This window comes from Amycolatopsis sp. CFH S0740 (genome assembly GCF_004522315.1).
Lineage (GTDB): Bacteria > Actinomycetota > Actinomycetes > Mycobacteriales > Pseudonocardiaceae > Amycolatopsis > Amycolatopsis nivea.
In genome coordinates, this window is sequence record NZ_SDLS01000005.1 from 374175 (window position 1) to 392214 (window position 18040).

An 18040-nucleotide genomic window follows, 5' to 3' on the forward strand; every position below is an offset into this window, starting at 1 on the left:
AGTCGTACAGGACGATCGCCCTGAACGACTGCCCAGGACGATCGACCAGGAGAAATGCGGATGACTTCACCGGCAGCGGCACGGGGGCGGGACGTGCGGCAGCGGTTGCTGGCGGCGGCGACGGAGCTGGTGCCCGAACGCGGCTGGGCAGCGGTGAGCACCCGCGTGCTGGCGGATCGGGCGAGGGTTACGCCGAGCGTGGTGCACTACCACTTCCCGTCGCTGCAGGCGTTGCTCCGCGAGGCGGTCCTGGACGCGATGCGCGAGGTGCTGGAGAGCGTCGGACCGGCGCTGGCCGCGACGCAGAACCCGGCTGACCTGGTGTCCGCGCTGTTCGGGTCGGTCGAGCCGTACAGCGGGGTGGACCCGCTGTCGGTGCTGTTCATCGAGGCGTATCTGGCGGCGCGGCGCGACGACGAACTGCGGGACCAGATCGGGGGACTGCTCCTGGCGTTCCGCGCGCAGGTCAGCAGTTGGCTGGCCGAACGCGGCGTCCCCGATCCGGAGGCGACCACGGAGGTGCTGGTGGCGACCGTCGACGGCTTGCTGCTGCACCGCGGGCTCGCCCCCGGCGGAGACCCGGCAGCGGTCACCGCTGTCCTGCGCGGGCTGGTCACGCAACCTTAGGGAGGGGAAATGCGATGAGAATCCTGGTCTGCGGCGCCGGTATCACCGGGCTGGCCGCGGCGAACCGGCTGTCGGAGCTGGGCAACGAGGTCACGCTGGTGGAGCGGGCGCCCGGGCCGCGTCCGCAGGGCTATATGATCGACTTCTTCGGTCCCGGCTACGACGCGGCCGAAGCGATGGGAGCGTTGCCCGCCATCAAGGAGGCGGCGTATCCGATTTCCGAAGCGATTCTCCTTGATGCGCAAGGAAAGCGCCGGTCCGATATTCAATTCGGCCAGTTCGCGCGCACTGTCGGCGGCCGGTTGCTGAGCGTCCTGCGACCGGATCTGGAGCAGGCCTTGCGCACGTCGCTGCCCGCGGCGGTCGAGCTTCGGTACGACAGCGGGGTGGTCGCTGTCGAGGACGACGGCGACCGGGTCGCCGCGACGCTCTCGGATGGTTCCGTGCTCGAAGCCGACCTGTTGGTGGGCGCCGACGGGATCCATTCGACGGTCCGGCGGCTGGTGTTCGGCGAAGAATCGCGGTTCCTGCGCTACCTCGGCTTTCACACCGCGGCGTTCCTGTTCAAGTCCCCCGAGGTCCACGCCGTGGCAGACGGACGGTTCTGCCTCACCGACACGGTCGGCAGGCAGATGGGTTTCTACGGCTTGCGCGAGGGAACGGTCGCCGCCTTCGCGGTCCATCGCACGCCCGATCCTGGCCTGCCCGGCGACGTCCGGGAGTCGCTGCTGGACACCTACGGCTCGCTGGGCTGGTTGGTGCCGGAAGCCTTGCGGCACTGCCCGCCGTCCGAGGAAATCTACTACGACCAGGTCGCCCAGATTGAGATGCCAACGTGGCGCAAGGGCCGCGTCACGCTGGTCGGGGACGCGGCGTACGCGGTGTCGCTGCTGGCCGGACAGGGTGCGTCGCTCGGGATCGCGGGCGCGTACGTGCTGGCCGATCAGCTGCACCGGGCGTCGTCGATCGCCGAAGGGCTGGCGGAATACGAGCGGCTGTGGCGTCCCGTCGCGGCGGACAAACAGCAATTGGCCCGCAACGGCGCGCGATGGTTCCTTCCGGACAGCAAACCTCAGCTCTACCTGCGTCGGCTCGCGCTCAAACTGGCCCGGTTGCCGGGAATTGACCGAGTCGTGGCCGGGAGTTTGACCGGGAAGTCCACCGCGCTCATCACGAACCTGCACCATTCGGCAAGGGAAGGAGTCCGACCGTGAAACCGATCGCACGCACGGTCTTCAAGGCACCGGCGAAGTTGTACGACCGCGACCTGGGATGGTTGCTGGGCAAGCGGTTCCTGTGCCTGACCCACGTCGGCCGCAAGTCCGGCCGCGAGTACCGGACGGTCCTGGAGGTGATCGGCCTCCGTCCCCGCTCCGGCGAGGTGCTGGCCATCGCGGGATTGGGCCCGTCCTCGGACTGGTACCGCAACATCCAGGCGGCCCCCGCGGCGGAGGTCGCGATCGGCCGCCGGAAGTTCGTCCCCGCGTACCGCGTCCTCGACGAAGCCGAAGCCGCCGACGCGATCGCCGACTACGAACGCCGAAACCTGCTGCTGCGCCCGGTTTTGCATCCCGTATTGAGCAAACTGCTGGGCTGGCGCTACGACGGCTCCGACGCGGCGCGGCACCGGATGGTCCGGCAACTGCCGATCGTCGCCTTCCGCCCCCGCGACGGAGCCGAACCCGACCGAGAAGGTACTGACCGCTGATGAACTACATCGCCGAACTGCGCGAACTAGTCGGCACGCGCCCGCTGATCCTGCCCGGCACGTCCGTGCTGATCGCCGACGAGCGCGGCAGGCTGCTGCTGGTGTTCCGCGAGGAAAGCCAGGACTGGGGGCTGCCCGGCGGATTCCTCGACCCCGGCGAGTCCTACGAGGACGCGGGCTGCCGCGAGGTGCGCGAGGAAATCGGCCTGGCGGTGCGGGACCTCGAACTGTTCGGCGTCTACTCCGGACCGGAGTACTTCTACCGGTACCCGCACGGCGACGAGGTCCACAACGTCACCGCCGCGTTCACCGCGACCGTAGAGAACACCGAGGTCACTGTGGACGGCACGGAGATCACCGGCTACGAGTTCTTCGAGCTGGACCGGCTTCCGGACGACATCATCGCGCCGGAGAGGCCGATCGTCGAGGATTACGTGAAGCGGTTCGGCGGCTGACCTGGCCTGGTCGGTGGGGGCGCATCGTGCTCAGCGGACCCGGTTGACCGCCGGGCCCGGTGGGCCTCGCCGCAGCCGACGAGGCTCACCGGATCAGCGCCGGGCTCGCCGCTTACTTGCCGAGCGCGTCCACCCCGGCCTGGGCGAAGGTCTCGTCCTGCGCACCCGACGGCGCGCCGGCCACGCCGACCGCCGCGATCGGGGCGTTGTTCGCGTCCACCGGGACCGCTCCGGCGAGGAACAGGGTGCCCTTGATGTCCTTCAGCGTCGGGGCCTGCTGCAGCCGGCCGGTCAGTTCGGAGGTCTTGGCGTTCCACGCGACCGCGGTGAACGCCTTCTCCTCCGCCGACGAGTACGACTGCGGGCCGGCGCCGTCGCCGCGCAGGGTCACGATGGTGTTGCCGTCGCGGTCGACCACCGCGACCGACACCTTCTGGCCCGCCTTCTCGGCGGCGTCGAGCGCGGCCTGCGCGGCCTTCTGCGCGGCGGCGATCGAGAGGTGCATGGTCTGGACCAGCCCCTTCGGCGCGGCCTGGGCGGGAGCGGCGGCGGCCGCGGCGTTGACGGACGGGGCGGCCGGGGTGGCGGCGTTGGCGGCCAGCGCGCCGGTCGTGGCGGCTCCGATCACGGCGAGTCCGCCGACGACGGTGGCGACGCGGGTCTTGGCGGTGAAGTTCTTCATCGGGTGCTCCTTGGCTTGTCCGGCTTGATGGATTCATCGTGCGTCCGGGACCGCCTTCACCGGATCGGAGTCTCGGCTCGCCTCGCGGCGCGGAACGGCCGACACTCGGGTCATCCGATCGGATGATGCCGACCGGGTTGGCACAGGTCAGGCTCGATGTGGGACCGGAAAAACGGAGGGCGGCGATGACCGATCGGGACGCGCGGTGGCTCGCCGCGACCATGCACACGGCGTTCTTCCTGCTGCTGGTCGCGTCGATCGTGCGCTTCCTCGACCACCACCACGGCGAACCGGCCGCGCCCTGGGTGATCGCGCTGACCGGTTGCCTGGCGGCGGTCTACGCGGTCGGCCTGGTGCTGCGGGTCACCGGGCCCGAGCAGGTCACCGTGCCGTATCTGGGCTGGCTGACCGTCGTGACCGTGCTGTGGGTGGTGCTGGTGCTGCTCGCGCCGAGCTTCGCGTGGTGCGCGGTCCCGCTGTTCGTCACCGGCCTGCGCACGCTGCCGACCGGACCGGCATTAGTGCTGGTCACGCTGGTAACGGCGCTCGTGGTGATCTCGCAGAACCGGCTCTCGACCGGCTTCGACCCGAACCTGACAATCGTGCCGGTGGCCGTCGCCGCGGTGACTGCCGCGGTGATCACGTACCTGCGGCGGCAGGCGGTGCGGTTGCGGGAAACCGAGCGTCGCGCGGGGATGCTGGACGAACGCCAACGGCTGTCGCGCGAGATCCACGACGCGCTCGCGCAAGGTCTGTCCAGCCAGGCGATGCTGCTCCAGGCGGCCGACCGCGCGTGGGCTGATCCCGACCTGGCGCGCGAGCATTTGCATGCGGCACAACAGATCGGCACGCGAAACCTGGCCGAAGCCCGCAGTCTCGTCCAGGATCTCGCCCCTGCTGACCTCGACGGGCACTCGGTCGAGGAAGCTCTCCGGAACGTCGCCGAACGCGAACCGCAGCCGGTGCGCGTCCAGGTCGACGGGTCCGCCCGGCCGCTGCCCAGCCGGGTGCAGTCCACTTTGGTGCGGATCGCGCAGGGCGCCCTGGCCAACGCCCGCGAACACGCCGACGCGTCGGGAGTGGCGCTCACTCTCACCTACCTAGACGATGAGGTCGTGCTGGACATCACCGACGACGGCCGCGGTTTCGACCCGGCCGCCCCGAGCGCCGACGGCCGCGGCCACGGCCTGCCCGCTATGCGCGCGCGGGCGACCCAGCTCGGCGGCCGGTTGACCGTCGAATCCGCGCCCGGGCAGGGCACCGCCATCTCGGCCGCGATTCCGTTGGGACCAAGCCATGTCTGACGACCAGCTCATCCGCGTCGTGCTGTGCGACGACCACGCCATGGTCCGCGCCGGCCTGCGTGCGTTGCTGGCCGGTGCGGGCGGGATCGAGGTCATCGGCGAGGCCGCGACAGGGCAGGAGGCGATCAACCTCGCTGCCGCGTTGCGGCCGGATGTCGTGTTGATGGATTTGCAGCTGGGTGACGGAATGGACGGGGTGGAGGCTATTCGGCGCATTCGTGCTGTTGCGGAGCCGCCTCGGGTGTTGGTGTTGACTACTTATGACACCGACGCTGATATTACTCGGTCTATTGCGGCTGGGGCTACGGGGTATTTGCTGAAGGCTGAGTCGGCGGATGAGCTGTACGCGGCGATTCGGGCGGCTGCGGCTGGGCGGACTGCGTTGTCGGCGCCGGTGGCGGATCGGATGATGGCGCAGTTGCGGGCACCTCGGCCCGCGTTGACTGACCGGGAGCGGGATATTCTCGAACAGTTGGCGCAGGGGGTGGGGAATCGGGAGATCGCTCGGCGGTTGTTTATCAGCGAGGCTACGGTTAAGACGCATTTGGGGCGGATTTATGAGAAGTTGGGGGTGGATACTCGGGCTGGGGCCGTTGCTGTGGCTAAGGAGCAGCGGTTGTTGTCTTGAGTGCTGTTTGCCGTGGTTGCCGTGGTTGCGTGGGGCACCCCGAAGCCCGATTGTGCTGACGGGCGGCGGGTGCTTGTCAAGGCGGGAAAGATGCCTTGACAAGCACCCGCCGCCCGCAGGGAGGCTTCGTATCGGGGTGCGGGGGAGGGGCTGGGTGCCTCGATGGTTGGGTGCATCGGCTGCGGGGACGGGCTGGGTGCCTCTATCGCGGGTGCATCGGCTGCGGTTTGGGTGGTGGCTAGCGCCCCAATGTGGCATTGGGTGCGTTGGATGCACCCAATGTGGCGTTCGGTGCGTGGGATGCACCCAATGCCGCATTGGGGCGGCAATCCCGATGGCGAGCCGGGCGGGGGTGGTCCGTGAAGGGCTCCTTGAGGGTTCCTCTGTGTTTGTCAAGTGGTGGGGTTGGGGGCGGTAGGGTTGTGGTTGGCGGGTCCGGGAAGTGACTTGTCCGAAGAGCCGGCTGTCGGGGTTGGGCTGGTCGCGCTGGATGTCAGAGTCGCCCCCGTGTGTCCTCCCGGGCCCGCCGCTCGTGCCTGCCGGCGCTCGTCGGCGATCATGACTCGCCAGACGTGGTCGGCGAGGCGGCGTTTGAGGCAGCGCATGGCTTCGTTGCGGGTTTTGCCTTCGGCGATCTTGGCGTCGTAGTAGGCGCGGCCGCGGGTCGCGGGCATGCGGGCCTGTGTCAGCGCGATGGTGTGCAGCGCGTTGTTCAGCCGGCGGTCGCCGTGGCGGGACAGGCGGTGGCGTGCCTTGTCCGCGCTGGCGATCTCGACCGGCGCGGTGCCGGCGTGGGCGGCGAAGGCCGCCGCGGTCGGGAATCGCGAGGCCCGGCCGGTGCGCCCGAGCAGCCGTGCGGCCACCGCCGGCCCGACCCCGGCGATGCCGGGCAGGCTGCTGCCGGACCCGGCGACCGCGTCCTGCATCCGCGTGCGGTTGGCCCTCAGGCGGGCGTCCAGCGCGCGGAGGTCCTCGACCAGGTCCCGTGCGAGGTCTTTGCGGGCCCGCTCGGCCGGCGAGGCCGGGCGGATCCCCGCGAGCATCCCGGCCGCCCGCCGGGCGGTCAGCTCGGCGCGTGCGCCGCCGGGCAGCAGGTCGCGCAGCAGGGCGTGGAGCTGGTTGACCGTGCGGGTGCGCTGCCGGGTCAGGTTGCGCCGCCGTTCGTCGAGCATCCCCAGCACCGTCGAGGGCCCCTCCGCGGCCACCGGGATCCCGTCGCCCTGCGCGGCGGCCACGCCGGCCGCCGCCGCGGCGTCCAGGACGTCGTTCTTCCGACGGCCCCGCGACAGCTGCCGCACCCGCGCGGTCGCCGTCGCGGGAACGTCCACGACGGTCTCGCCCCGCGCGATCAGCCACTGCGCCAGGTGACGGCCGAGCCCCCACGCGTTCTCCACCGCCCACCGGCGCTGCCCGAACCGCCGGCCCCAGGCCAGCAGCCTGCGATACCCCGGCAGCGCCGCCTCGATGCGCACCGTGTCCGACGCGGCGCCCGCGCCCGGCTCCAGCGCCGCCGCCGTGTGACTGGACTTGTGCGGATCGACCCCGATCACGACCATCAACCGCGTTCCTTTCCTGTACCGGACAAGGGAAACCGCGGTCGACAATCCGACTTCCGGCTTATCGCGCCCGAACCTCTGTTGAGTCAGACCGCAGCCGGCACCGGACCAGGACACACACCCTCAACGAGCCAGCCCCGCAGGGCGGCAGGAATCTCACGAGCGACCCCGGCCCGGCACCTCCGGCAGACTACGACCAGTGATCAGCCAGCCCATCCAACCGGTACCCACATACAAGTCGGAATCTAAGTCCGTGAAGGAGCCCTTCACGGCGCGCGGGGAGGTGCGTGAGGGGAACCCTGAGGGAATCAGAGTCAATGAGGGTGGCCCTCACGTACTGGCTGGCGCGGGGAGTGTGACGTGGGGTGACNGGCTGGCGCGGGGAGTGTGACGTGGGGTGACGTGCACACCGCGCACTGCTAGCGTGGTTTCGCGCGTACCAGGAACTAGGGGTGGGGCTTGATCGACGCGGTTGCGGTGTTTTCCAGTGAGGCGGCAAAACTGCTGGCCACCGCCTTGGTCGGGCGGGTCGACAAGGGGCTGGGGCAGCTGGCGGGCATCGCCAGGGCCAAGTTCGGGGCGAAGTTCGGGTCCAGGCCGGTTTCTGTGGCGGAGCTTCGCGGGCAGGTGTTGGCCGCTTGCCAGGACGATCCTGGGTTTTGCGCGGAGCTGATGGAAGCCGTCGCGGTGTTGAACGCTGCGGGGCAGCGGCCGCCGGTCGTTGAGGGTGTTGAGCGGTTTTTCAATCATGCCGAGCATCTTCGGGAGCCGCGCGAATCCGGGGTTTGTCTTATTTACGGGGCGGTCGGGTCCGGGAAGACCGAGCTCGCCCGGCAGATCGCGGGGCTGGTGCGGGATCGGTTCCCTGGCGGCTGGATCGAGATCGACGTCGCGGAATCGCGTACTGGCGCGGTCGTCGATCTGGCGCTCGTCAAACGGCAGGCGCTGCTGAAGCTGGGCATTCCCAGCGGCGAGATCGCGGCCGACGACGCTGGTCTGGACCAGCAGTTCGGCTCGGTGCTGGCGACCCGGTTGTTCACCGTCATCCTCGACAACGTCGGTTCGGCGCGCGAGGTCGAGCTGTTCCGGCCGTTCCGGATGAACCTCGTGCTCGCGACCTCCTCCGCTCGCACCCGTGACCTCGACGCGCTCGATCCGGCGCCGATTCTGTTGGGCGGTCTCGAGAACGAGGGTGCGCGGGAAATGCTTGCCTACTATTGCGGCGCGGTCCGGCTTGACGCGGAACCCGACGCGACCGACGTGCTGCTGGAGATGTCCGGTCGGATGCCGTCCGCGATTCGTGAAGTGGGCTTGAGCCTCGCGCGGCACAGTGGCGAGCCGTATCCGGTCAGCGGGCTGCTCGCGCGCTACCAGGCGAACGGGATCGTCGACGCTGAGGGCGTCATCAACGACTCGCTGGAACAGGCTTTCGCGAGGCTCGCGCCGGAAACGGCCGAGGCGGTCGCGTTGTTGTCCGGGTTTCCCGGGCACTGGTTTACCCGGGAAACCGCGGTCGCCTATCTCGGGATGCCGGACGAAGTCTTCGAGGATGTCCGCAGTGCGATGCTGACTGAGCAGGTCGGCGGCTGGCATCGGCTCACCGCGCTGGTATCTCAGTACGCGGCGAAGCTTCCCGCGGATCGCGACGCGGCGTTTCTCCGGCTGTTGAGCCATGTCCGGGATCGAACGGTCGCCGCGGATCTCGCGGGGGATGCCGGGCGGTTGCGCGAATACGTCGTTCCGCCCGGTCTGTCGTGGACGCTTCCCGAGGACCGGCTCGACTGGCTGCACCGGCATATGGGGCTCATCACCGAGGTGGTGCGCGCCGCGGCCCGGCGGGGGAAGCACGTGGAGGTGTGCCAGCTCGCCGGTGCGCTGGAAGTGCTGATCACCCGGCGCTGGCTGTGGCGCGAGTACGCCGAGATCAGCGACCTCGCGGTGCGTGCGGCGGCGGCTTTGGCTGGTGGCGAGCCGCAGGCGCTCTACGCGCGGACTTTGTCCATGCGGGCCAAAACCTGGTTCCTGGCAAGGGCTTTCGACACCGCAGACGCCGATCTTCGTCTGGCGTGGGAGCTGGCTGAGGCCGTCAACATCCGTCCGGCGCGGCGGGAGCGGCTGCAATCATCGGTGGCGGAGTTCCGGGCGCGGTTCTTCGAGGAACAGGCCGACGCGCGTCCGGCGGAGCGCGCCGGTTCGCTCGCTGACGCCGAGGTCTGGCTCCGGAAAGCCATCGCGCTCGACCAGCATCTCGAACACGGCTACGCGCTCGGCATTCACCATCGGATGCTCGCTTCGGTCCTGATCAAGGCCGGACGCCCGGCGGAAGCGATGGCCGAGATCGAGCGCGGCCGTCAGCACGCCACCGGTGCCAACCTCAGCCGGCTGGACATGGTGGCTGCGCGGGCATTCCTCGCGCTGGGCGGCCTGGTGCGCGCACGGGAGTGCTGGAGCCGTGCCCGCGCGGAGCTGAAATCCACTGGCGCGGACCAATACCAGTGGGAAGTCCGGGAAATAGAGGCGCGCATCCTTGCCGCGGAAGGCCAGCCGGAGGCTGCTCGGACGGCGTGGGGACAGTTGATCGGCGACGCCTGGAAGCTCGGTCATCCCCGGATGAACGAGTACATCACCGAATTCGAATCGCTACGCTGACCCGGTTCCGGCCGAAGTCCAGCTCGGTCCGTCCTAAGTAGAGCATCGACACCGCCGCCAGTGGGTCGACCTGGCGGGAGTCCGGGACCAGTTCGTAACGGCGGCCGCTGCGATCCGCGGCGAGGCAACGGTCTTCGAGCCGGGCAGCAGCGAATTGGGCGTCCGGCCACTGCTTGAGGACGTCGGCAGCCCAGTCGGGGAAGCCGACCTCGGTGTCGTCGGTGAACACGATTGCAGCCGCCGACAGTTCGTGCAGCGACGCGCGGGTGTGGTGCGCGATCACGTGCAGATGGTGCAGCTGCTGCGGCACCTCGGTCGCAGGCAGCCGGACGAGCACATCCGTCGACCCGTGCTCGCGGATGCCGGCGACGAACGCGACCGGTTCCGTCCGAGCCGGCGAGGTGACCGGGTAGCTGGTGAATTCCGCTGGTCCGCTCGGCTCCGGCAGTTTCATCAAGCGGTAGCACGCGGCACGCAACAGCTCAGCCGACTGCCCGGGGACCGCGACCGCTTGTTTGGCAACAGGTTCGTAACTGCCCGGGACATGCCGGTCGATCGCGTCGTCGATCTGCGCGGCCAGCGGGCCGTCGGCGGCAAGCGGGTCCGTGCGCGCGGCCAGCATCGCGGCGGGAGAACCGGGAACCGTTGCCGGAGAAGGACTTCCGGCCATCAGCATCGGCCGGTCCAGCGCGGCGGCGTAGAGCGACACGGAACTCTCGTCCCCGATCACGCACGAGGACGCGGTCACCGCGGCTTGCCATCCGGTTTCGGACGGGATCACCAGCAGCCCAGCCTGTTTCGCCTCGGCGAGCCACGCGTCGAGCTGCCACGAGCTGTGCGCCGCCGCGATGCCGGGATGCAGGATCGCGCACACCGTGGTGGTGTCGACCGGCAGTTCGGCGACGAGCCGGAGCGGAAGGTCGGGACGCTGTCCGAGGACCGACGACGGACCCCAGGTGGACGCGATGGTCACGAGCCGCTTTCCTCGTCCGGCCAGCGCCGCGCGGTACTCGGCCGCCCGGTGCGCCCCGGCCACGAGCCGGTCGAGACACGGATCGCCGACTACCTCCGCGCGCTCGGCCGCCTCCGGGCTCGCCGTGCGGAGCTGGTCGCGCTGCTCGGCGTGCGCGACGGCGATCAGTGCCGGGACGACCCGGCCGTCGTGCACGAGCCGTTCCGGGTTGAGCCCGGCGACGACCGAACTGCCGGGGTAGTACTTCTGGTGGCCGATCCCGTGCGGCAGCAGGACGACCGGGGCGCGCAGCAGGTGAAGATCGTCGTTTTCGCTGGCCGCGATCGCGAGGTCGAACTCGGTCGTGATCGCCTGCTGCCACGGGACCACCGCGGCGCCCAGCTGTTCCAGCAGCCGCGGCACGCCTGCCCCGAGGATGGCCGGGCGCTCGCGGTCGAAGGTGAAAACGGTCTGGACGCGGTGGTCGCCGCTGAAGAGCGTGAGCACGTCGAGCAACCGGTTGAGCGTCGTCACGGTCCGCACCACCACCAGGACCCGGCGCTCGAAACCGACGGTCAGCCAGTGGTCAAACCCAGGATCCACGGGCACTCTCCGTGAAAAAAGTCCGGGGGGGGGGTAGGTATTTGCCATCAGACTGCGCACATCACCTGGCGAAACACTGGTGAAGCCTACCTGCCGTGCCCGGCCGCTCGAGGGAGTGCCCGCGACCACCGGCCGTGGTCGCGGGCCGCGCTCACTCCTTGCGGGCCACCCCGGCCAGCAGCAGCGACTCGTTGGCCGCGTCGAGCGGGATGGTCCGGTCGTCCGGGCCGGCTTCCTCCGGATGCCACAGCGGGGTCCAGGTGACGCCGGGTTCGAGCAGGGTGAAGTCCCCGAACAGCGCGGTGATCTCGGCGCGGTCGCGGTAGATGAGGTCGGTGCCCGCGGCGGCGTAGCGCTGCTTGGCGTCGGCCAGCAGCTGCTCGCAGTGCGGCGGGACGCCCTCGTCGGTGACGTGCGAGAGCGCCAGATACGAGCCGGGGACGAGGAGTTCGCGGAACTCGGCGGCGACGCTGGGGCCGAGGTCCGCGGTGCTTTCGCTGCCGGGCGCGGGCGGCTGCTCGATGTGCAGGACGCAGATGAGCAGCAGCGCGATCGGCTGGTCGAGGTCGATGACGCCCGATCCGGCGAGCAGGGACCACAGCCGTCGCGGGTCGCGCAGGTCCGCGTGCAGGGCGACGTGCCGGGCCGGGTCGCCCTTTTCGCGCAGCAGGCTGGTGGAATGCGCGACAGCGACCGGTTCGCAGTCGACGTACGCGACCTTCACCTCGCCCGGCGCGATCTGCTCGGCGATTTCGTGCGCGTGCCCCATCGTGGGGACGCCGGATCCGAGATCGACGATCTGCCGGATTCCGGCGCGCACCAGATGCCGGACCACGCGGTGCAGAAACCGGCGGTTGGCCTGGGCGATCGGGCGCACCGTCGGATAATCGCGCAGCATCCGCCCGGCGAACTGCCGGTCGATTTCCCAATTCGCGGTTCCGCCGAGGTAATAGTCGTAGACGCGCGCCACGCTGGGACGGCTGAGATCGATCCCCGGCGGCGGAAAGGACTCGTGCTCCAGGCCAGTCACCAGTTTCTCCTCGTGGTCGACGGCGCGGGATCAGCGTAGCGTCTCTCCGGCCCGGCGGGGAGAGGGCGGACGGACGCTGAGCAGATCCGCCTCGGCTTCTTCGAGCAGAATTGCCGATTCCGCCGCCGAAAGGGCGACACTCGAAAGGGATTCCCACGATTGCAGATCGGTGTCGTACGTTTCGGTGTCGTTGAGGAAAGACTGGACGCCGTTCGACGTTTCGGCGAAAGAACGGTCGAGCTTGCTGTTGACGAACTGCAAAATGGTGAAATCGGGGCCGACGTGCAACGGGCCTTTGTCGAACGGCACGAACCGGATGGTCGCCCAGGGGCGGGTGCGGGCGAGGGCGAGCAGATGCCGGACCTGGCCGAGCGCGACGTACGGATTGTCCGTGCGCGCCCGGGTCAGCCGGTGGACCGCGCTTTCGCTGAGGAGGAACTTGTACGTCCGGTCCGGGTGGTCGTCGAGGAGCTTGGCCCGCAGTTTGCGCTCGTGCACGGCGTCGGTGACGTCCGTGCGGCCGTAGGCCTGGAACTGCTCCATCATGTAGTCCTCGGTCTGCAGCATCCCGCTGATGCGCTCGCCGGTCCACTTCAGGATGATCGCGGCCTCCTGCTCGGCCTCGAACACCGGATGGAACCAGGCCGGGCTGGCCGCGAGGCGCCGTGCGTTCCACACCCGGTCGGCGCGGGCGGCCAGGTTGTAGTGCCGCATCCGCTCCGCCTCGGCGGAATCGATCTCCAGGACGTCGATCCATTTGTCGAGCAAATGCGGATGGATCCGCGTCTTGCCGCGCTCCATCTTGCTGATGTTCGGCTGCGTGTAGCCGAGGGCGTCGCCGAGTTCGCCCTGGGTCAGCCCGCGTTCGACGCGGGCGGCGACGAGAATTTTGCCCAGTTCGACAAGCTGGGCCTCGACGGAAAGCCGGCTCACGAGGCGCGAGCCGTTCGATCGGGGGAGAAAACCACACCTTTTCCGGGCACGAAATCATGATAGTCCCTCGCATTACCGACGGCCAGGACGGACGGGTTCGCCCGGTTGTCCGGAGGCGGCGCCGAATGGGGGACCGGGGCGGGCGATCTGTGCGCGATCAGCGGTCGAACTGCCCCTCGCGCAGCGCGCCGGCGAATGCGGCCCATTCCCGATTGTCGAAAACCAGGGCGGGAGAACGGCCGATCTTGGAATCCCGCACCGCGACGACGTCGGGATCGCTGAGATTGATCTCGACGCAGTCGCCGCCGTTGCCGCCGCACGCCGACGGCCGCTGCCAGGCCGCGTCGTCGAGCGAAGAACTCACGGTGTTCGGATCGTAGGAACTCATGGTTTCGTCCTTGTCAAGCCGATGACCTTCTTCGGAATATTCAAACCTCAGGATCGAGGAGGGAATAGGGCGAAGCAAGGCGCGGACTTGCACCGTGCCGAAATGGCCCGATAGGTTCACCTGTTTGGCGTCGGGACAGTTTTCTCGCGGTGATCGCGGTGATGGCGTTGTCCTTTTCCTGGCTGGGATCTGTCCGATGCCGCGGTGTTAGCGGCCGGTCGGGAGCTTTCCGGCGGGTCGTCGCCGGGGCGCCGGGAGCCGGGTGGGCACGGCATGTCAGAATATTCTGCCTAGGCGGGGCAGGTATGCATATTCCAGTCGGCAGATGCCGTGCGGTCTGCGATAAACGGAGAACGCCGCGGTGGGTTGGCTGAATGCCAATATTCTTCGCCGGTCCGGCTTTTTCGGTAAAAAACACTGGTCAGGGCTCTCTGTGGCATCCGGCGGCGCTGCGGTCTCAGTTCTCGATGATCGGTTCTCGTCGAGCACAGATTACCACTCTTGTGAGTGATGAAAAATTGTTCTCGCTGCGCTAGGAATCGCCGCCGTCTTCCGGCCCGACGAGGGTTTCGCTCGCTGCCGGGGCTTCGCGTGCAGTGCTGTGCCGTGCCTGTTAACGCAGGTCGGACCCGGTTGGGACGGTTGCGAGCCGGAGTTCGGCCGGGGAGTTCGTTGTCGCCGAAGTTACCGGCGCCGTCCGGCAGAACCGGCGGACGATATTGCGCACGGTAGTTCGTCGTGTCTCTTTGCCGTTAACCGACAGCTGGATGCCGCTGGGCGAGACGACCGTCAGTGGGTATCGAGTTCTGTGTGCGCTCGTGGTCAAGATGAGAAGTATCGAACCGGGCCGCGCGCCCGGAGAGATGGATGTGGCCCCCTGCTGGAACAGGGGGCCACGGAGTTGTCTGAAACCAGCTTCTAGGCAAAGGAACAGACGCGATGACTGTACCGCCGGAGAACACCGATCCGCTAGACGACGACCACGCCGGAAGGGTGGAACGCGTCGAATTCGGGGCTGCCGTCGCCCCGGCCCGCGGCGGGAAACGGATCGCCACCCGCGACGAGATGCTCGCCGCCGCCACGAAAGTCTTCGCCCGCCGCGGCCCGGGGCGGCACCGCAAGCCGGTCGCCAGGGGCCGGTGGGTGTGCGCGGCGTCGGAAACGCTGTCGTGGCTGGCACCGGTGTTGTGGGGGTGCCTGCAACTGTCCTTCGCCGCGAGCGTGATCAGCGCGGTGGCGCTGCTGATCAGCCCGGTGGTCGGGGTCGCGGTCGCCGGGCTGGTGCTGATCTGCAGCGTCGTGCTGTTCAACCCGGCCCGGCCGAGTCATCGCCGGTAGGTGTCGTATTCGGCCGTTTCCGGAAGGCCCGCCGGGGCGCTGACCTGCCGAAGCAACGTCAACGCCTCCTCCGAGGCCGACCCCTGCGGAGTGGTGCACACGATCAGCACCTGCTCCGGCGACCGCGCCACCGACAGCGTCTGCTGGGTCACCGTCACCCGGCCGACCACCGGGTGTCGCAGTTCGTACGAATCGGCGTCACAGGGTCCGACCCGGTGGTCCTGCCACAGCGAGACGAACTCCGGGCTCTTCATCGTCAGCTCGCCGATCAGCTCGGCCAGCAGCGGGTCGTCCGGGTGTTTCCCGACGGTGATGCGCAGGTTGCCGACCACCGCGCGGGCCTTGCGTTTCCAATCCGCGTACAGCTCGCGGCAGTGCGGGTCCAGGAACAGCATCCGGCTCAGGTTGGGGCGTTGGCCTAGGTCCAAGTGCCCGGCCAGCAGGGCGTGCCCGAGCAGGTTCCACGCCAGGACGTCCGTCCGGCGGCCGAGCACCAGCGCCGGGACGCCGTCGAGCGCGCGGAGGAGGTCGCGGGTTTCGTCGGCCAGCTTCTCCGGGCGGGGACGGCGCGGCTGGGGCGTGCGGCGCGCCGCCTCGGCGAGGCGGTCCAGGTGGGCTCGCTCGTGGGTGTCGAGTTGCAGGGCGCGCGCGATCGCGTCGAGCACCTCGGCGGACGCGCCGCGCGAGAGGCCCTGCTCCAGCCGCGTGTAGTACGAGACGCTGACGCCGGCCAGGTGCGCCAGCTCTTCCCGGCGCAGTCCGGCGACCCGGCGGCGGGGTCCGACGTCCTGCAGTCCGACGTCGGAGGGGCGCAGCCGGGCGCGTCGTGCGTGCAGGAAGTCTCCGAGCGGGCCAGCGGTCATGGGTTCCACTATCCGCCGCGGTGAGATATCACTGCCACCCCCTGCGCGGGGTAGGAAAACGCGGGAGTGGTCCGGGCGCACCGGTCCGCGCAGGCTCGGTCGCATGGACGAGATCATGCTGGGCGACGTCACGGTCACCCGCGTCAAAGAGTTCTCCGGGTCGGTCGAGATGACCCCGGACCAGTTCTTCCCGGGCAGTCCGGCGGGCTCGTGGGACGAGCATCGCGGCTGGCTGGCCCCCGATTTCTGGGATCCGGAGACCGGCGAATGCCAGTCGGCGATCCAGTCGTGGCTGCTGCGCAGCGAGGGCCGCACGATCCTCGTCGACACCGGCGTCGGCAACCACAAGGACCGGCCGTACGCGCAGGTGTGGAACCGCCTCGACACCAGCTACCTCGACCATCTGGCTGCCGCCGGTGTGTCGCCCGAGGACGTCGATGTCGTGATCAACACCCACCTGCATATCGACCACGTCGGCTGGAACACCCGGCTCGACGGCCGCGCCTGGGTGCCGACGTTCCCGAACGCCACGTACCTGATGCCATTGAGGGACTTCGAGTTCTGGGATCCGGCCAACGAAAACGAGACCGTCCTCGGGCGCGGGAACCAGAACGTCTTCGAGGACAGCGTCGCTCCGGTGCGGCGGGCGGGACAGGTCCAGCTGTGGGACGGGACGCACCGGATCGACCGGAATCTGCGGCTTGACCTCGCGCCCGGGCACACTCCTGGCTCCTCCGTGCTGACGCTGGACTCCGGCGGCGACCGGGCGCTGTTCGTCGGCGATCTGGTGCACACCCCGTTGCAGATCGCGGAGCCGGAGACCAACTCCTGCTTCTGCGAGGACCCGGCGGAGGCGCGGGCGACCCGGCGCACCCTGCTCGGCCGGGCCGCGGACGACAACGCGCTGCTGTTCCCGGCGCACTTTGCCGGTTCCGGTGCGGCGGAGGTCGAGCGGGACGGGTCGAAGTTCGCGATCAAGAAGTGGGCCGGGTTCTCCCGGATCTCCTGAAGGGATTCTCGTGTCTCAGCAAGAACATCCGGTCGTCGAGACCGCGGCGGGCGCGGTGCGCGGCCTTCGCGACGCGGCGGGCGAGCTCTACCGGTCCATTCCCTACGCCGCGGCCCCGATCGGGCCGAGCCGGTTCGCTTCGACGGAACCGCATCCGGGCTGGTCCGGAGTCCGCGACGGTACTCAGCCGTCGCCGACCGCTCCACAGCCCACGCGCGACTTCGGGCGACTCGACATGACCCCGTACTTCGGCCCGGGCTGGGTTCCCGGCGAGGAATATCTGACGGTCGACGTGCGTACCCCAGCGGCGGACGCTGGTAGCCGTCCAGTCATGGTCTTCGTGCACGGCGGCGGGTTTGTCACCGGTTCGACCCGCGCCGCGCTCTACGACGGCAGCGCTTTCGCCCGTGACGGGATCGTCCTCGTGACGGTGAACTACCGCCTCGGCATCCCCGGTTTCCTTGCGCTGGAAGGAGCTCCGGACAATCGCGGGCTGCTCGACGTCATCGCCGCACTCCGGTGGGTGCGCGACTCGATCGCCGCGTTCGGCGGGGATCCGGGGAATGTCACGGTGTTCGGGCAATCGGCGGGGGCGACGCTCACTTGCGCGCTGCTCGCTGCCCCGGAGGCTGTCGGACTGTTCCGGCGCGCGATTGTCCAAAGTGGAAGCGGCACGGGCGCCTTCACCCCGGAGCAGGCGCAACGGGTGACCACGGCTGCGGCTGCCGCATTGGGCGTCGAACCGACCGCGGCGGCGTTCGGAGAGATCTCTGACGAGCGGTTCCTGGAGATCTTGCCCGCGCTCGCCGGGCTGAACCTGCGCACCGCGACCGCTGCTGATCCGCTCGCCGGGCTCAGTCCGTTCAGCCTGGTTCTGCCGGTGCAGCCCGCCGACAGCGTGGTCGGCGATGTCGACCTGCTGATCGGCACGAACACCGAGGAGGGACGGCTTTACCTGGTGCCGCAAGGAAAACCGGATGCCACCGCCGACCAGCTGGGCGAGTTGTTGTTCGGGGCTGGCACCGCTCGGATGGCACAGGCGCACGGTGAGACCTCAACCGGCGGCCGCACGTATGTCTACTCGTTCGGTTACCGTTCCACAGCGCTGGATGGACGGCTCGGCGCGGCGCATACCGTCGAGCTGCCGTTTGTCTTCGATCTCGCGAATGAACCGTGGCTGCACGGCGATACCGGTTTGCTGGGCCCATCCGCTGTTCCGGCTGGTTTGGCGGCGGAGGTGCATGCGGCGTGGGTCGCGTTCGCGCGCACCGGGGAGCCGGGCTGGGCGGAGGGTGAGCTGCGTCGATTCGGCTGA

Annotated in this window: 17 protein-coding genes; 10 read left to right on the forward strand and 7 right to left on the reverse strand. The window is 69.2% G+C overall.

What is annotated here, in order from left to right:
• Positions 1-60 precede the first annotated feature (60 nt).
• The 4 genes from EIZ45_RS12130 to EIZ45_RS12145 are packed head-to-tail and all read left to right on the forward strand — an operon-like array spanning position 61 to position 2790.
• Positions 61-627, forward strand: coding sequence for a TetR/AcrR family transcriptional regulator (locus tag EIZ45_RS12130; protein WP_134664791.1), 567 nt, complete (start codon positions 61-63; stop codon positions 625-627).
• A gap of 14 nt (positions 628-641) precedes the next feature.
• The gene (locus EIZ45_RS12135; protein WP_134664789.1) at positions 642-1841 is read left to right on the forward strand and encodes an FAD-dependent monooxygenase; all 1200 of its coding nucleotides are present in this window, start codon (positions 642-644) and stop codon (positions 1839-1841) included.
• A complete protein-coding gene (locus EIZ45_RS12140; protein WP_240690718.1) occupies positions 1838-2335 on the forward strand; it encodes a nitroreductase family deazaflavin-dependent oxidoreductase in 498 nt (165 codons plus the stop codon). Before EIZ45_RS12135 ends, EIZ45_RS12140 begins: the two co-directional genes overlap by 4 nt.
• Positions 2335-2790: an NUDIX hydrolase gene (locus tag EIZ45_RS12145; RefSeq protein WP_134664787.1), complete on the forward strand. Its 456-nt coding sequence runs from the start codon at positions 2335-2337 to the stop codon at positions 2788-2790. Before EIZ45_RS12140 ends, EIZ45_RS12145 begins: the two co-directional genes overlap by 1 nt.
• A gap of 112 nt (positions 2791-2902) precedes the next feature.
• Here EIZ45_RS12145 and EIZ45_RS12150 read toward each other — a convergent pair whose 3' ends face one another.
• Positions 2903-3472, reverse strand: coding sequence for a heme-binding protein (locus tag EIZ45_RS12150; protein ID WP_134664785.1), 570 nt, complete (start codon positions 3470-3472; stop codon positions 2903-2905).
• Between the two features lie 185 nt (positions 3473-3657).
• Between EIZ45_RS12150 and EIZ45_RS12155 the strand changes: the two genes are divergently transcribed.
• Both EIZ45_RS12155 and EIZ45_RS12160 read left to right on the forward strand, forming a co-directional pair.
• Positions 3658-4776: a sensor histidine kinase gene (locus EIZ45_RS12155; RefSeq protein WP_167756422.1), complete on the forward strand. Its 1119-nt coding sequence runs from the start codon at positions 3658-3660 to the stop codon at positions 4774-4776.
• Positions 4769-5404 carry a response regulator transcription factor gene (locus EIZ45_RS12160; RefSeq protein ID WP_043829723.1) on the forward strand — a complete coding sequence of 212 codons (636 nt, stop codon included), beginning with the start codon at positions 4769-4771 and terminating at the stop codon, positions 5402-5404. Before EIZ45_RS12155 ends, EIZ45_RS12160 begins: the two co-directional genes overlap by 8 nt.
• Positions 5405-5796: 392 nt before the next feature.
• On the opposite strand, the gene EIZ45_RS12165 is transcribed toward EIZ45_RS12160, so the two are convergent.
• Positions 5797-6960, reverse strand: coding sequence for an IS110 family transposase (locus EIZ45_RS12165; RefSeq protein WP_134664781.1), 1164 nt, complete (start codon positions 6958-6960; stop codon positions 5797-5799).
• 459 nt (positions 6961-7419) lie between these two features.
• On the opposite strand from EIZ45_RS12165, the gene EIZ45_RS12170 reads away from it, so the two are divergent.
• The gene (locus tag EIZ45_RS12170) at positions 7420-9609 is read left to right on the forward strand and encodes an ATP-binding protein (protein ID WP_134664779.1); all 2190 of its coding nucleotides are present in this window, start codon (positions 7420-7422) and stop codon (positions 9607-9609) included.
• On the opposite strand, the gene EIZ45_RS12175 is transcribed toward EIZ45_RS12170, so the two are convergent.
• The 4 genes from EIZ45_RS12175 to EIZ45_RS12190 form a co-directional block, all read right to left on the reverse strand.
• Positions 9584-11164 carry a hypothetical protein gene (locus tag EIZ45_RS12175; protein WP_240690717.1) on the reverse strand — a complete coding sequence of 527 codons (1581 nt, stop codon included), beginning with the start codon at positions 11162-11164 and terminating at the stop codon, positions 9584-9586. The genes EIZ45_RS12170 and EIZ45_RS12175 overlap by 26 nt on opposite strands.
• Positions 11165-11315: 151 nt before the next feature.
• Positions 11316-12185: an SAM-dependent methyltransferase gene (locus tag EIZ45_RS12180; RefSeq protein ID WP_043829827.1), complete on the reverse strand. Its 870-nt coding sequence runs from the start codon at positions 12183-12185 to the stop codon at positions 11316-11318.
• A gap of 39 nt (positions 12186-12224) precedes the next feature.
• A complete protein-coding gene (locus EIZ45_RS12185) occupies positions 12225-13127 on the reverse strand; it encodes a Scr1 family TA system antitoxin-like transcriptional regulator (protein WP_134664776.1) in 903 nt (300 codons plus the stop codon).
• Positions 13128-13284: 157 nt separating this feature from the next.
• Complete coding sequence (locus EIZ45_RS12190) at positions 13285-13515, reverse strand: DUF397 domain-containing protein (RefSeq protein ID WP_009081852.1); 231 nt, start codon at positions 13513-13515, stop codon at positions 13285-13287.
• A gap of 939 nt (positions 13516-14454) precedes the next feature.
• Here EIZ45_RS12190 and EIZ45_RS12195 point away from each other — a divergent pair.
• Positions 14455-14853: a hypothetical protein gene (locus tag EIZ45_RS12195; protein ID WP_134664774.1), complete on the forward strand. Its 399-nt coding sequence runs from the start codon at positions 14455-14457 to the stop codon at positions 14851-14853.
• On the opposite strand, the gene EIZ45_RS12200 is transcribed toward EIZ45_RS12195, so the two are convergent.
• Positions 14841-15716 (reverse strand): helix-turn-helix domain-containing protein, encoded by an 876-nt coding sequence (locus tag EIZ45_RS12200; RefSeq protein ID WP_134664772.1) that lies wholly within the window; start codon positions 15714-15716, stop codon positions 14841-14843. The genes EIZ45_RS12195 and EIZ45_RS12200 overlap by 13 nt on opposite strands.
• Before the next feature lie 103 nt (positions 15717-15819).
• On the opposite strand from EIZ45_RS12200, the gene EIZ45_RS12205 reads away from it, so the two are divergent.
• Together EIZ45_RS12205 and EIZ45_RS12210 are read left to right on the forward strand one after the other, a co-directional pair.
• Positions 15820-16725 carry an MBL fold metallo-hydrolase gene (locus EIZ45_RS12205; protein WP_134664770.1) on the forward strand — a complete coding sequence of 302 codons (906 nt, stop codon included), beginning with the start codon at positions 15820-15822 and terminating at the stop codon, positions 16723-16725.
• A 10-nt stretch (positions 16726-16735) separates the two neighbouring features.
• Complete coding sequence (locus tag EIZ45_RS12210) at positions 16736-18040, forward strand: carboxylesterase/lipase family protein (protein WP_134664768.1); 1305 nt, start codon at positions 16736-16738, stop codon at positions 18038-18040.

Excerpts from the sequence above, each read along its gene's own strand:
- EIZ45_RS12130 (WP_134664791.1), top strand. The coding sequence starts at position 61 with ATGACTTCACCGGCAGCGGCACGGGGGCGGGACGTGCGGCAGCGGTTG.
- EIZ45_RS12135 (WP_134664789.1), top strand. The coding sequence starts at position 642 with ATGAGAATCCTGGTCTGCGGCGCCGGTATCACCGGGCTGGCCGCGGCG.
- EIZ45_RS12145 (WP_134664787.1), top strand. The coding sequence starts at position 2,335 with ATGAACTACATCGCCGAACTGCGCGAACTAGTCGGCACGCGCCCGCTG.
- EIZ45_RS12150 (WP_134664785.1), bottom strand. The coding sequence starts at position 3,472 with ATGAAGAACTTCACCGCCAAGACCCGCGTCGCCACCGTCGTCGGCGGA.
- EIZ45_RS12155 (WP_167756422.1), top strand. The coding sequence starts at position 3,658 with ATGACCGATCGGGACGCGCGGTGGCTCGCCGCGACCATGCACACGGCG.
- EIZ45_RS12160 (WP_043829723.1), top strand. The coding sequence starts at position 4,769 with ATGTCTGACGACCAGCTCATCCGCGTCGTGCTGTGCGACGACCACGCC.
- EIZ45_RS12165 (WP_134664781.1), bottom strand. The coding sequence starts at position 6,960 with ATGGTCGTGATCGGGGTCGATCCGCACAAGTCCAGTCACACGGCGGCG.
- EIZ45_RS12190 (WP_009081852.1), bottom strand. The coding sequence starts at position 13,515 with ATGAGTTCCTACGATCCGAACACCGTGAGTTCTTCGCTCGACGACGCG.
- EIZ45_RS12195 (WP_134664774.1), top strand. The coding sequence starts at position 14,455 with ATGACTGTACCGCCGGAGAACACCGATCCGCTAGACGACGACCACGCC.
- EIZ45_RS12200 (WP_134664772.1), bottom strand. The coding sequence starts at position 15,716 with ATGACCGCTGGCCCGCTCGGAGACTTCCTGCACGCACGACGCGCCCGG.
- EIZ45_RS12205 (WP_134664770.1), top strand. The coding sequence starts at position 15,820 with ATGGACGAGATCATGCTGGGCGACGTCACGGTCACCCGCGTCAAAGAG.